Annotated in this window: 12 protein-coding genes and 1 pseudogene; 8 read left to right on the plus strand and 5 right to left on the minus strand. The window is 60.4% G+C overall.

The annotated features are described in order from the left end of the window. Positions 1–78 precede the first annotated feature (78 nt). Positions 79–1,503, plus strand: a complete 1,425-nt coding sequence (locus tag C4J84_RS25375; protein WP_124372277.1) for a PLP-dependent aminotransferase family protein — start codon at positions 79–81, stop codon at positions 1,501–1,503. A gap of 62 nt (positions 1,504–1,565) precedes the next feature. Beyond that, positions 1,566–3,134 (plus strand): phospholipase D family protein, encoded by a 1,569-nt coding sequence (locus C4J84_RS25380; RefSeq protein ID WP_124372278.1) that lies wholly within the window; start codon positions 1,566–1,568, stop codon positions 3,132–3,134. Positions 3,135–3,232: 98 nt separating this feature from the next. Here the strand turns inward: C4J84_RS25380 and C4J84_RS25390 are convergent, their stop codons facing one another. Then, positions 3,233–4,726 carry an aldehyde dehydrogenase gene (locus C4J84_RS25390; protein ID WP_124372279.1) on the minus strand — a complete coding sequence of 498 codons (1,494 nt, stop codon included), beginning with the start codon at positions 4,724–4,726 and terminating at the stop codon, positions 3,233–3,235. A gap of 232 nt (positions 4,727–4,958) precedes the next feature. Between C4J84_RS25390 and C4J84_RS25395 the strand changes: the two genes are divergently transcribed. Continuing rightward, entirely contained in the window at positions 4,959–5,321 is a 363-nt protein-coding gene (locus C4J84_RS25395) for a cupin domain-containing protein (protein WP_124372280.1), read from the plus strand. A gap of 127 nt (positions 5,322–5,448) precedes the next feature. Here the strand turns inward: C4J84_RS25395 and rpmG are convergent, their stop codons facing one another. Together rpmG and rpmB are read right to left on the minus strand one after the other, a co-directional pair. Next, positions 5,449–5,604 (minus strand): 50S ribosomal protein L33, encoded by a 156-nt coding sequence (gene rpmG / locus C4J84_RS25400; protein ID WP_003176906.1) that lies wholly within the window; start codon positions 5,602–5,604, stop codon positions 5,449–5,451. A gap of 11 nt (positions 5,605–5,615) precedes the next feature. Further along, on the minus strand, positions 5,616–5,849 hold the full coding sequence (gene rpmB / locus C4J84_RS25405; protein ID WP_003176907.1) for a 50S ribosomal protein L28: 234 nt from the start codon (positions 5,847–5,849) through the stop codon (positions 5,616–5,618). Positions 5,850–6,307: 458 nt separating this feature from the next. On the opposite strand from rpmB, the gene C4J84_RS25410 reads away from it, so the two are divergent. Continuing rightward, a complete protein-coding gene (locus C4J84_RS25410) occupies positions 6,308–7,903 on the plus strand; it encodes an ABC transporter substrate-binding protein (RefSeq protein WP_124372281.1) in 1,596 nt (531 codons plus the stop codon). Positions 7,904–7,951: 48 nt separating this feature from the next. Here the strand turns inward: C4J84_RS25410 and radC are convergent, their stop codons facing one another. Next, positions 7,952–8,626, minus strand: a complete 675-nt coding sequence (gene radC / locus C4J84_RS25415) for a DNA repair protein RadC (protein ID WP_124436264.1) — start codon at positions 8,624–8,626, stop codon at positions 7,952–7,954. Positions 8,627–8,780: 154 nt separating this feature from the next. Between radC and coaBC the strand changes: the two genes are divergently transcribed. The 4 genes and pseudogenes from coaBC to argB all read left to right on the plus strand — a co-directional run bounded on the left by coaBC (position 8,781) and on the right by argB (position 13,036). After that, a complete protein-coding gene (gene coaBC, locus C4J84_RS25420; protein ID WP_124372283.1) occupies positions 8,781–9,989 on the plus strand; it encodes a bifunctional phosphopantothenoylcysteine decarboxylase/phosphopantothenate--cysteine ligase CoaBC in 1,209 nt (402 codons plus the stop codon). 5 nt (positions 9,990–9,994) lie between these two features. Further along, positions 9,995–10,450: a dUTP diphosphatase gene (gene dut / locus C4J84_RS25425; RefSeq protein WP_124372284.1), complete on the plus strand. Its 456-nt coding sequence runs from the start codon at positions 9,995–9,997 to the stop codon at positions 10,448–10,450. 257 nt (positions 10,451–10,707) lie between these two features. Next, positions 10,708–12,111 (plus strand): annotated as a pseudogene (locus C4J84_RS25435) (phosphomannomutase/phosphoglucomutase); the annotation flags it as partial. A gap of 19 nt (positions 12,112–12,130) precedes the next feature. Beyond that, on the plus strand, positions 12,131–13,036 hold the full coding sequence (argB, locus tag C4J84_RS25440) for an acetylglutamate kinase (protein WP_124372285.1): 906 nt from the start codon (positions 12,131–12,133) through the stop codon (positions 13,034–13,036). Positions 13,037–13,234: 198 nt separating this feature from the next. Here the strand turns inward: argB and pyrE are convergent, their stop codons facing one another. After that, complete coding sequence (gene pyrE / locus C4J84_RS25445; RefSeq protein ID WP_003195489.1) at positions 13,235–13,879, minus strand: orotate phosphoribosyltransferase; 645 nt, start codon at positions 13,877–13,879, stop codon at positions 13,235–13,237. Positions 13,880–13,922: the final 43 nt, after the last annotated feature.

Genomic DNA, 13,922 nt, shown 5'->3' on the forward strand with positions numbered 1-13,922 from the left:
ATCCATACAGATGCTGCTATGAACGGCTGAATCCTGTATTTTCCTCCTATCTGTATTGGTCTCCTGGGAGTGACCGCCGTGACCCTGTACGTCAACCTCGCTGAATTGCTGGGTACCCGCATCGAACAAGGCTTCTACCGCCCCGGCGACCGACTGCCCTCCGTGCGGGCCTTGAGCGTGGAGCATGGGGTCAGTCTGAGCACCGTGCAGCAAGCCTATCGATTGCTGGAGGACAACGGCCTGGCGATGCCCAAGCCCAAGTCCGGCTATTTTGTACCGGTGGGCCGTGAACTGCCGGCGCTGCCCGAGGTAGGTCGCCCCGCCCAGAGGCCGGTGGAAATTTCCCAGTGGGACCAGGTGCTGGAGTTGATCCGTGCCGTGCCGCGCAAGGACGTCATACAGTTGGGCCGTGGCATGCCGGATGTATTGTCGCCGACTATCAAGCCATTGCTTCGCAGCCTGGCCCGCGTCAGTCGCCGCCAGGATCTGCCGGGACTGTATTACGACAACATCCTTGGCTGTATGGAATTGCGCGAGCAGATTGCGCGACTGTCATTGGATTCCGGTTGCCAACTGACTGCCGAAGACATCGTCATTACCACAGGCTGCCACGAGGCCCTTTCCACCAGCATCCGCGCCATTTGTGCGCCCGGCGATATCGTTGCGGTGGATTCACCGAGTTTTCACGGCGCCATGCAGACCCTCAAGGGCCTGGGCATGAAAGCCTTGGAAATCCCCACCGACCCGATCACCGGCATCAGCCTTGAAGCCCTGGAACTGGCGCTGGAACAGTGGCCGATCAAAATCATCCAGCTCACCCCCAACTGCAACAACCCCTTGGGCTACATCATGCCGGAGGCGCGCAAGCGCGCACTGCTGACCCTGGCCCAGCGCTTTGACGTGGCGATCATCGAAGACGATGTGTATGGCGAACTGGCCTACAGCTACCCGCGCCCGCGCACGATCAAATCCTTCGACGAGGACGGCCGGGTGCTGTTGTGCAGCTCGTTTTCCAAAACCCTGGCGCCTGGGCTGCGCATTGGCTGGGTCGCGCCGGGGCGCTACCTGGAACGGGTGCTGCACATGAAATACATCAGCACGGGCTCTACCGCCACGCAGCCGCAGATTGCGATAGCCGAATTTCTCAAAGGCGGGCATTTCGAGCCTCATTTGCGCAGGATGCGTACGCAATACCAGCGCAATCGCGACCTGATGCTCGACTGGGTCAGCCGCTACTTCCCCGTCGGCACGCGCGCCAGCCGGCCTCAGGGTAGTTTCATGCTGTGGATAGAATTGCCGGAGGGCTTCGATACCCTGAAGCTCAACCGCGTGCTGGTGGAACAGGGCGTACAGGTGGCGGTAGGCAGCATTTTTTCTGCATCCGGCAAGTACCGTAATTGCCTGCGCATGAACTACGCTGCCAAACCGACCCCACAGATTGAAGAGGCCGTGCGCAAGGTCGGCGCCGCTGCGCGCACCCTGCTGGCCGAATCGGCGGACTGACCTTTTCCGAGCAATTGCCGTCATATGCCGACAACCGCCCTGACCTGGATGGCGCTTCCTTGATGACTCAACGGCTTTTATCGCTTTTCCTGTTGGGAGCGCTGGCACTGGCTGGCTGCGCGACGGCCCCCACACCGCGTGTGCCCAGTGATGCCCTGCCCGCGGCACAGTCTTCCTTCGGCCGCTCGATCCAGGCCCAGGCGGCGCCGTATCAGGGCCGTTCGGGCTTTCGTTTGCTGCCCAACAGCAGCGAAGCCTTCATGGCCCGCGCCGAGTTGATCCGCAACGCCCAGACCAGCCTCGACCTGCAGTACTACATCGTGCATGACGGCATCAGCACGCGCATGCTGGTGGATGAACTGCTCAAGGCCGCCGACCGCGGCGTGCGTGTGCGCATCCTGCTGGATGACACCACCAGCGACGGGCTCGACCAGATCATCGCGACCCTTGCCGCCCATCCCAAGATCGAAATTCGCCTGTTCAACCCGCTGCATCTGGGCCGCAGCACGGGCGTGACGCGCGCCATGGGGCGCCTGTTCAACCTGTCGCTGCAACACCGGCGCATGCATAACAAACTCTGGCTGGCAGACAACAGCGTCGCGATCGTGGGCGGGCGCAACCTGGGGGATGAATATTTCGACGCCGAACCCAACCTGAATTTCACCGATATCGACATGCTCAGCGTCGGGCCGGTGGCTGAGCAACTGGGCCACAGTTTCGATCAGTACTGGAACAGCGCGCTGAGCAAACCTATCGATGAGTTTGTCGCAACCATGCCCTCCAAGGTCGACCTGGCTGTCGCACGCGGACGCCTGGAGACGTCACTGGCCCAATCGCGCCAACAGAACCACGCCTTGTATAACCGCCTGCGCACCTACCAGACCCAGCCACGCATGGATATCTGGCGTCGCGAGTTGATCTGGGCCTGGAACCAGGCGCTGTGGGATGCGCCGAGCAAGGTGCTGGCCAAGGCCGACCCGGACCCGCAATTGCTGCTCACCACGCAACTGGCGCCGCAGTTGGCAGGCGTCAGCCGTGAGCTGATCATGATTTCGGCGTACTTCGTTCCGGGCCCGCCTGGGCTGGTGTACCTGACCGGCCGCGCCGACGCGGGCGTGTCGGTGAGTCTGCTGACCAATTCCCTCGAAGCCACTGATGTACCGGCGGTGCACGGCGGCTACGCACCCTATCGCAAGGCGCTGCTGGAGCATGGCGTGAAACTCTATGAACTGCGTCGACAACCGGGCGACCCCAGCGCAAGCAGCGGTCCGCACCTGTTTCGTCGAGGCAGCTTGCGCGGTTCCGACTCCAGCCTGCACAGCAAGGCGATGATTTTCGATCGGGAGAAGTCGTTTATCGGCTCGTTCAATTTCGATCCACGCTCAGTGCTATGGAACACCGAAGTCGGCGTGCTGGTGGACAGCCCGGAACTGGCGGAGCATGTGCGTAACCTGGCGCTGCAAGGTATGGCGCCGGCGTTGAGCTACGAGGCGAAGCTGCAGGACGGGCAGATCGTGTGGGTGACCGAAGATAACGGCCAGCTGCACACCCTGACCCGGGAACAGGGCAGTTGGTGGCGCCGGTTCAATGCCTGGTTCGCCACCAGCGTCGGCCTGGAGCGCATGCTCTAAAACGTGTGGGAGGGGGCTTGCTCCCGATTGCGGTGTATCAGTCACCAGATGCAGCGACTGACACTAAGCTATCGGGAGCAAGCCCCCTCCCACATTTGTTAGAGCTTGATCCAGGTCGCCTTCAGCTCGGTGTATTTGTCGAACGCATGTAGCGATTTATCGCGACCGTTACCCGACTGTTTGAAGCCACCGAACGGTGCGGTCATGTCGCCGCCATCGTACTGGTTGACCCACACACTGCCCGCACGCAGAGCCTTGGCGGTCAGATGGGCCTTGGAGATATCCGCCGTCCACACCGCTGCGGCCAGGCCATATTGGGTGTCGTTGGCGATGGCGATGGCTTCTTCGGCGCTGTCGAACGTGATCACCGACAGGACCGGGCCGAAGATCTCTTCCTGGGCAATCTTCATGGCGTTGGTCACGCCGTCGAAAATGGTCGGCTCGACGTAAGTGCCACCGGTTTCTTCCAGGGTGCGCTTGCCACCGGCGACCAGCTTGGCGCCATCGGCATGGCCCGATTCGATGTACGACAGCACGTTGTTCATCTGCTGGGTGTCCACCAGCGCGCCCACGTTGGTGGCAGGGTCCAGTGGGTTACCTGGCTTCCACACCTTGAGCGCCTCGATCACCAGCGGCAGGAAAGTGTCCTTGATCGAACGTTCCACCAGCAGGCGCGAACCGGCGGTGCAGACTTCGCCCTGGTTGAAAGCAATGGCACTGGCGGCGGACTCGGCGGCGGTTTGCAGGTTCGGCGCATCGGCAAACACGATGTTCGGGCTCTTGCCGCCGGCTTCCAGCCACACGCGCTTCATGTTCGATTCGCCGGAACGGATCAACAGCTGCTTGGCGATTTTGGTGGAACCGGTAAACACCAGGGTATCCACGTCCATGTGCACCGCCAGCGCGTTACCCACGGTGTGGCCGTAGCCTGGCAGCACGTTGAACACGCCTTTTGGAATGCCGGCTTCAACGGCCAGGGCAGCGATGCGGATGGCGGTCAGCGGAGACTTTTCGGACGGCTTGAGGATGACCGAGTTACCGGTCGACAGCGCCGGGCCGAGTTTCCAGCAGGCCATCATCAGCGGGAAGTTCCACGGCACGATCGCACCGACCACGCCCACGGGCTCACGGGTCACCAGACCCAGTTGGTCATGGGGAGTGGCCGCCACTTCATCGTAGATCTTGTCGATGGCCTCGCCGCTCCAGCTCAGCGCCTGCGCCGCGCCGGGTACGTCGATGTTCAGGGAGTCGCTGATCGGCTTGCCCATGTCCAGGGTTTCAAGCAGGGCCAGCTCTTCGGCATTGGCCTTGAGCAGCGCAGCGAAACGGATCATGACGGACTTGCGCTTGGCCGGCGCCAGGCGCGACCAGACACCGGAATTGAAGGTGGCACGGGCATTTTCCACGGCGCGCTGGGCGTCGGCGGCGTCACAGCTGGCTACGGTGGCGAGCAAACGGCCATCGACCGGGCTGATGCACTCGAAGGTGTCACCGGAAGCGGCGGCGGTGTATTCGCCATTGATGTAGGCGCGGCCTTCGATCTTCAGGTCCTTGGCGCGTTGTTCCCAGTCGGCACGGGTCAGGGTGGTCATGCAAGTGTCCTCCTCTTATTTGGATACAAGGGCCTGGGAGATTTGATCCCGGCGCCTCCACGAATTCTTGCCTGGCCAGCCTGCTGTTCGGCTCAAGGCACTTGCCACCCTAAACCAGCGACTGGGGAAGTTTCAATATATTTGACATAACCGCGGAAAACGCCCTTGCGATGTTCATTTTAATAAACATAGACTTTGAGCTTTCCAACCGCAGGCCCGACGGGATAAGCCCATGAGCATCCAGGACATCGTTGATTTCAGCCAAGCCAACACCGCCCCCGAACGCTATCGCCCTGCCGCCGAAAAAATCCTCAAGGGCGATCCCGAACAGACGATCTACAACCACTACAACAGCCCATGCGGACAAATGAACGCAGGCGTCTGGGAAGGCGAAGTCGGGCAGTGGACAGTCAATTACACCGAACATGAATACTGCGAGATCGTGCAGGGGGTGTCCGTACTGCGCGATGCCGAGGGAAATGCCAAAACCTTGCGCGCCGGCGACCGCTTCGTGATCCCGGCCGGCTTCAGCGGCACCTGGGAAGTACTGCAAGCGTGCCGCAAGATCTATGTGGTGTTCGAACAGAAAGCCTGATCAGTGAACAGCGGGACGCGGAGCGTCCGAGGCGGCGTTACCACGCAGAGCGTGGGAACGATCATCGCAGGCAAAAAAAAGCCCGTATCGTGAGATACGGGCTTTTTTTCACAAGGAAGGAAATCAATTACTTGATTTTGCCTTCTTTGTAGATCACGTGCTTGCGAACGCGCGGGTCGAACATTTTCTTTTCGAGCTTGTCCGGGGTAGTACGCTTGTTCTTGTCGGTAGTGTAGAAGTGACCAGTACCGGCGCTAGAGATCATTCGAATCAATTCACGCATGATAGAGCTCCTTAGATCTTGCCGGCGGCGCGGATTTCGGCCAGCACGACAGTGATGCCACGCTTGTCGATGATACGCATGCCTTTGGCAGATACACGCAGGCGAACAAAACGTTTCTCTTCTTCAACCCAGAAGCGGTGATGCTGCAGGTTCGGCAGGAAACGACGACGGGTTTTGTTATTTGCGTGGGAAATGTTATTCCCAGTCACCGGACCCTTACCGGTAACTTGACAGACTCTCGACATGCCTCAGCCCTCTAAAACCACATGCCCAACCCGGCATGGGTTGGCCGCTTAATCTCTCAGTCATTTGGCGCCAGGCGCCGCGTTTCTTTAGGGTCTTACCGGCTACACCTACAAGCGAAGGAACCGGGCCCCTAGAAAAGAGCGCTGCTTTATACCAGAAAGACCCAGGTGCAACAACAGCGAGTGTGTTTTTACCTGGGTAAATCTCGGCTATTGGCGCCTGAACCGTTGCCAGGAGGGGCCGCTACAACAGCCGACCGCTCGTCGCACAGAATGATTTTCAGCGCCCGCAAGTACTCGGACCTGCAAGGTGAAACGCGCTGAGGCGCCATCAAAACAGCATTTGAGCCAAAAGCACAGGCAAAAATAGGCTAGTCATTTAACCAACAGGCCACTACGGTAGGCCTTTTCCAGACTGCACTTGCAGATGGGCCTTCGATTTGCACAGGAAACCTAATATGCGCCTCGCTGCCCTACCGCTATTGCTAGCCCCCCTCTTGATCGCGCCGACGATGGCCGTTGCCGCCACCAATCTGAGCGTTTGCACCGAGGCCAGCCCCGAAGGGTTCGACGTGGTGCAGTACAACTCGTTGACCACCACCAACGCCTCGGCGGATGTGCTGATGAACCGTCTGGTGGACTACGACGCAACCGGCGCAAAACTGGTGCCGAGTCTGGCGGACAGTTGGGACGTCTCGCCAGACGGCCTGACGTACACCTTCAAGCTGCACCCGAACGTGAAATTCCATCGCACCGAGTATTTCACCCCGAGCCGTACCCTGACCGCCGAAGATGTGCGCTTCAGCTTCGAACGCATGCTCGACCCAGCCAACCCGTGGCACAAGATCGCCCAGAGCGGCTTTCCTCACGCGCAATCCCTGCAATTGCCCACGCTGATCAAGAAGATCGACGCACTCGACCCGCTGACCGTGCGCTTCACCCTCGATCACGCCGATTCCACGTTTCTTGCCGCATTGAGCATGGGCTTTGCCTCGATCTACCCGGCCGAATATGCCGAAAAACTGCTCAAGGCCGGCACCCCGGAAAAACTCAACAGCCAGCCCATTGGTACCGGGCCCTTCGTTTTTGTGCGATTCCAGAAGGATGCGGTGGTGCGCTACAAGGCCAACCCGGACTACTTCGCCGGCAAACCGACGGTGGACAACCTGATCTTCGCGATCACGCCGGATGCCAATGTGCGCCTGCAGAAACTGCATCGCGATGAATGCCAGATCGCCCTGTCGCCCAAACCCCTGGATGTGGGCGAGGCCGAAAAAGACCCGGCCCTGAAGGTGGAAAAAACCGCAGCCTTCATGACCGCGTTCGTCGCCATCAACAGCCAGCATCCGCCGCTGGACAAGCCCGAAGTACGCCAGGCGATCAACCTGGCCTTCGACAAAGGCAGCTACCTCAAGGCCGTATTCGAAGGCACCGCCGAAGCGGCCAACGGTGTTTACCCACCCAATACCTGGAGCTACGCCAAAGAGCTGTCGGGTTACCCACAGGACCTGGCCAAAGCCAAGGCGCTGCTCAACCGCGCCGGCCTCAAGGATGGCTTCAAGACCACTATCTGGACCCGCCCGACCGGCAGCCTGTTGAACCCCAACCCAAATCTTGGCGCTCAACTGTTGCAGGCCGACCTGGCCAAGGTCGGCATCCAGGCCGACATCCGTGTGATCGAATGGGGCGAGTTGATTCGCCGCGCCAAAGCCGGCGAGCATGACCTGCTCTTCATGGGCTGGGCCGGTGACAATGGCGACCCGGATAACTTCCTCACCCCGCAATTTTCCTGCGCGGCAGTCAAGTCCGGCACCAACTTCGCCCGCTACTGCGACCCTGCGCTGGACAAGCTGATCAGCGCTGGCAAGACCACCAGCGAACAAGGCGTGCGCAGCAAGCTTTACCAGCAGGCGCAGGCGCAGATCCAGCAGCAGGCCCTGTGGCTGCCCTTGGCGCACCCCATGGCGTTTGCCCTGACACGCAAAAATGTCGACGGCTACCAGGTGAGTCCGTTTGGTCGCCAGGATTATTCCAAAGTCAGCGTCAAGCCTTAAGCTGCAAGCTGCAAGCTGCAAGCCGATTTGTGGCTTGCAGCTGCCCCTCTACATCCATCCATATTCCGCCATCGACAATGGATCACCATCACCCACGATGATGTGATCCAGCACCCGCACGTCCACCATTTCCAGGGCCTTCTGGAGAATTTTGGTCAACTTTCGATCAGCGGCGCTTGGATCCGCGCTTCCCGAAGGATGGTTGTGGCACAGGATCAATGCCGCCGCGTTGTACGCCAGCGCGCGCTTGACCACTTGCCGGGGATAGACCACAGCGGTATCGATAGTGCCCTGGGACAGCGCTTCGAAACCCAGCACCCGATGTTTGGAGTCGAGAAACAGGCAGCCAAACACCTCGTGAGTTTCATGACGCAGCAGCGCCTTGAGGTATTCGCGCACGGCCAGCGGACTCTCCAGCACCGAATCGTTGCGCAGGCGCTCGGCCATATGGCGCCGGGACATTTCCAGCACCGCCTGCAACTGGGCAAACTTCGCCGGCCCCAGGCCCGCCTGCTGATTGAACAACGCCTGGCTGGCTTCCAGCAGCGGGCGCAGGCCACCGAATTGCGCCAATAAATGGCGCGCCAGGTCCACCGCACTCCTGCCAGACACTCCGGTGCGCAGGAAGATCGCCAGCAATTCGGCATCGGACAGACTGGCCGCGCCCCACTCCAAAAGCTTCTCTCGCGGCCGCTCGGCAGCAGGCCAATCGCGAATACTCATCCCACCTCCTCTCCATGATGTACGCCGCATGCGCCGCTGTTGCCAGACGGACGCTGTGTTATCGTAGGCCCTCTTTTTTGCATGCGATTTCACCTGGGGAGGGGTCATCGCAGGCGTCACTGAACTGGCTTCACTGAACTGGAAAGGCAAACCAATGCAGCGTCTGTATCGGAAACGCATCGTTCTCGGCGTCGGCGGCGGCATTGCCGCCTACAAGAGCGCAGAGCTGGTTCGCAGGCTCCTGGACCAAGGCGCCGAAGTGCGCGTGGTCATGACCCGTGGTGGCAGTGAGTTCATCACCCCGCTGACCATGCAGGCCTTGTCCGGCCACCCGGTTCACCTGGACCTGCTGGACCCGGCGGCCGAAGCCGCCATGGGCCATATCGAACTGGCCAAATGGGCCGACCTTGTACTGATCGCGCCGGCCACCGCCGACCTGATCGCGCGCCTGGCCCAGGGCATCGCCGATGACCTGCTGACCACCCTGGTACTGGCCACCGACGCCACCGTCGCCATCGCCCCGGCGATGAACCAGGCCATGTGGCGCGACCCGGCCACCCAGGCCAACACCCAGCTTTTGCAAAGCCGTGGCCTCAAGGTCTTCGGCCCGGCGTCCGGCAGCCAGGCCTGCGGCGACGTCGGCATGGGCCGCATGCTCGAGGCCACCGACCTGGCGCTGTGCGCTGCCGAGTGCTTCCAGCACCTGGCCCTGACCGGCAAACATGTACTGATCACCGCTGGCCCGACCCAGGAAAACATCGACCCAGTGCGCTACATCACCAACCATAGCTCAGGAAAAATGGGCTTTGCCCTGGCTGAAGCTGCGGTTGAGGCAGGCGCACGTGTCACCCTGATCACCGGCCCGGTGCATCTGCCGACGCCTGATCGGGTGACGCGAATCGACGTAGTCAGCGCCCGGGACATGCTGGCGGCCTGTGAGGCTGCCATTCCGTGCGACCTGTTCATCGCCTCGGCAGCGGTTGCAGACTACCGACCGGAAGTCGTTGCGCCGCAAAAGCTCAAGAAAGACCCTACAAGCGGTGATGGCCTGCTCCTGCAAATGGTGCGCAACCCGGACATCCTGGCCACCATCGCCACCCGTTCGGATCGTCCGTTCAGCGTCGGTTTTGCCGCCGAGACCGAACATTTACTGGACTACGCCGCACGCAAATTGAAAGACAAAAACCTCGATCTGATCGTTGCCAATGATGTCGCCAACCCGAGCATCGGCTTCAACAGCGAGGAAAATGCCATCAGCGTGATCGACCGCGAGTTGCACGCCACCGTTTTCGCCCAGACCAGCAAGGGCAAGATTGCCCGCCAACTGATCTCTTTTATCGCCCAACGGCTGAACCAGGTTTAATATCCATGCACGCTTTGCAAGCCAAGATCCTCGACCCCCGCATCGGTAGCGAATTTCCACTGCCGGCCTACGCTACCCCAGGCTCCGCTGGCCTGGACCTGCGCGCCATGCTCAAGCAAGACACTGTCCTCGATCCGGGCCAGACCCTTCTGATCCCCACCGGCCTGTCGATCTACGTCGGCGACCCGGGCCTGGCAGCCCTGATCCTGCCGCGCTCCGGCCTGGGCCACAAACACGGCATCGTGCTGGGCAATCTGGTGGGCCTGATCGACTCCGACTACCAGGGCGAGTTGATGGTGTCGTGCTGGAACCGCGGCCAGACCGCGTTCAACATTGCTGTCGGCGAGCGTATTGCCCAACTGGTGCTGGTGCCGGTGGTACAGGCACATTTCGAACTGGTGCAGGAATTCGACGAAACCCAGCGTGGCGCCGGCGGTTTCGGGCATTCCGGCAGCCACTGACTAAGCTGAACCTGGCCGGATGCGATTGTCCGGCCAGACGCCACCGCCCGGCTTTTCAGGATGAAGAATACGCACACGGCATCAGCGATTTTTCTACAATAAAATCAAAGGATTACGTACAAATAAGCACGCCGCCGAAGCGCCGATGGCACTTTTACACCACGAACTCTCTGCCGAAAACGCCGTCATACCCTTCAGTTTGAGCCTGCCGGCCAGCCACACCAGGCCAGCCTTGCCCCCTTTCAGATGGAGTTCTTCCCGCGATGAGTACCGCAGCCCGTGTAGCCCCGACTTTTCCCGACAGCATCTTTCGTGCCTACGACATTCGTGGCGTGGTGCCCAAAACCCTGACCGCCGAAACCGCCTACTGGATCGGCCGCGCCATCGGTGCGCAGAGCCTGGCCCAGGGCGAGCCAAATGTTTCGGTGGGCCGTGACGGCCGCCTGTCCGGCCCGGAGCTGGTGGAGCAACTGATCCAGGGCTTGGCAGACAGCGGTTGCCATGTCAGCGACGTCGGGCTGGTGCCCACGCCTGCGTTGTACTACGCCGCCAACGTGCTGGCCGGTAAATCCGGCGTCATGCTTACCGGCAGCCACAACCCGTCGGACTACAACGGTTTCAAGATCGTGATCGCCGGCGATACCCTCGCCAACGAACAGATCCAGGCCCTGCACACGCGCCTGAAAACCAACGATCTGACCAGCGGCACCGGCAGTATTACCAAGGTCGATATCCTGCAGCGCTACTCTGACGAAATCACCCGCGACGTCAAGCTCGACCGCCGCCTGAAAGTGGTGGTGGACTGCGGCAACGGCGCGGCTGGCGTGATCGCACCGCAATTGCTCGAAGCCCTGAACTGTGAAGTGATCCCGCTGTTCTGCGACGTCGACGGCAACTTCCCCAACCATCACCCGGACCCAGGCAAGCCTGAAAACCTGGTGGACCTGATCGCCAAGGTCAAGGAAGTGGGCGCCGACGTGGGCCTGGCCTTCGACGGCGACGGCGACCGTGTAGGGGTGGTGACCGAAACCGGCGAGATCGTGTACCCGGACCGCCTGTTGATGCTGTTTGCCCGTGACGTGGTGGCGCGCAATGCCAACGCCGAAATCATCTTCGACGTTAAGTGCACCCGCCGCCTCACGCCGCTGATCAAGGAATACGGCGGTCGTCCGCTGATGTGGAAGACCGGACATTCGTTGATCAAAAAGAAAATGAAGGAAACCGGCGCCTTGCTGGCCGGCGAAATGAGCGGTCACGTGTTCTTCAAGGAGCGCTGGTTCGGTTTCGACGACGGCATTTACAGCGCTGCGCGCCTGCTGGAGATCCTCAGCAAGGAAAAATCCACGGCGCAAGAGCTGTTTCAGACTTTCCCCAACGATATTTCTACGCCAGAGATCAATATCCATGTGACCGAGGAGAGCAAATTCAGCATCATTGACGCACTGCACGATGCGCAATGGGGTGAAGGCGCCAACCTGACCACCATTGATGGTGTGCGAGTCGATTACGCCAAAGGCTGGGGCCTGGTTCGCGCGTCCAACACCACGCCGGTGCTGGTGCTGCGCTTCGAGGCGGATACCGAGGCTGAGTTGCAGCGCATCAAGGACGTCTTCCACGTCCAGTTGAAACGTGTTGCCCCTGATCTCCAATTACCGTTCTGATTTTTTACCGGAGCCCTGAATGACCCTCGAACGCGAAGCCGCTGCCAACACCGCCAAGGTCCTGTCCGAAGCGTTGCCTTACATTCGACGCTACGTCGGCAAGACGCTGGTGATCAAGTACGGCGGCAATGCCATGGAAAGCGACGAGCTGAAAACCGGCTTTGCCCGCGACATCGTGATGATGAAAGCCGTGGGGATCAACCCGGTTGTCGTCCACGGTGGTGGACCGCAAATCGGCGACCTGCTCAAGCGCTTGTCGATCGAGAGTCACTTCATCGATGGCATGCGCGTCACTGACGCGCAGACCATGGACGTGGTGGAGATGGTGCTCGGTGGCCAGGTCAACAAAGACATCGTCAACCTAATCAACCGCCACGGCGGCAGCGCCATCGGCCTGACCGGCAAGGATGCGGAACTGATCCGCGCGAAAAAACTGACCGTGACCCGTCAGACCCCGGAGATGACCCAGCCGGAAATCATCGACATCGGCCAGGTGGGCGAAGTGATCGGCATCAACACCGATCTGCTCAACCTGCTGGTCAAGGGTGACTTCATCCCGGTGATCGCGCCCATCGGCGTGGGCGTCAACGGCGAGTCCTATAACATCAACGCCGACCTGGTAGCGGGCAAGGTGGCAGAGGCACTGAAAGCTGAAAAGCTGATGCTGCTGACCAACATCGCCGGCCTGATGGACAAGCAAGGCAAGGTGTTGACCGGCCTGACTACGCAACAAGTCGACGAACTGATCGCCGATGGCACCATCTATGGCGGCATGCTGCCGAAAATCCGCTGCGCGCTGGAAGCTGTACAGGGCGGCGTCGGCAGCTCGCTGATCCTCGACGGCCGGGTGCCAAATGCGATCCTGCTGGAAATCTTCACCGATACCGGTGTGGGTACATTGATCAGCAATCGCAAACGTTCTTAGGTTTCAGAAAACAAAAAGGCCCCGCTCAATCTGATTGAGCGGGGCTTTTTTGCATAGATCTTGAAAACATCGAAGATCAAATGTGGGAGGGGGCTTGCCCCCGATAGCGGTGGGTCAGTGCTGAATTAATCAACTGATACACCGCCATCGGGAGCAAGCCCCCTCCCACATGAGCCCTCACCTGCATGAAGATCTGTGTCAGACGCCAAACTGCTCGCGATACGCCCGCACCGCCGGCAAGTGCTGCTTAAGCTGCGGATCATCTTCCAGGAACTGCAACACCTGGTTCAACGACACAATGCTCACCACCGGAATGCCGAAATCACGCTCCACTTCCTGGATCGCCGACAACTCGCCGTTGCCACGCTCCTGGCGGTTCAGTGCGATCAGCACACCCGCCGCCTTGGCGCCGTCCTGGGAAGCGATGATCTGCATCACTTCACGGATAGCCGTACCGGCCGTAATCACGTCATCGATGATCAATACATCGCCGGTCAGCGGCGCACCCACCAGGCTGCCGCCTTCGCCGTGGGCCTTGGCTTCCTTGCGGTTGAAGCACCACGGCAGGTCCTGCCCATGATGTTCCGCCAGCGCCACCGCAGTAGCCGCAGCCAGGGGAATGCCCTTGTAGGCCGGGCCAAACAGTACGTCGAAGGAAATACCGCTTTCAACAATGGCCGCCGCGTAGAAACGCCCCAGTTGAGCCAGGGCCGAACCCGAGTTGAACAGGCCAGCATTGAAGAAATACGGACTGGTGCGCCCGGATTTGAGGGTGAACTCACCGAAGCGCAAAACCCCGCGATCGATGGCAAAACGAATGAAATCGCGTTGATACGCCTGCATGAAAAAAGCCTCAGATACCACGGATTTAGCTAATTAGGTAGAC

This window comes from Pseudomonas sp. R11-23-07 (assembly GCF_003852295.1).
In the GTDB taxonomy this organism is placed as follows: Bacteria; Pseudomonadota; Gammaproteobacteria; order Pseudomonadales; family Pseudomonadaceae; genus Aquipseudomonas.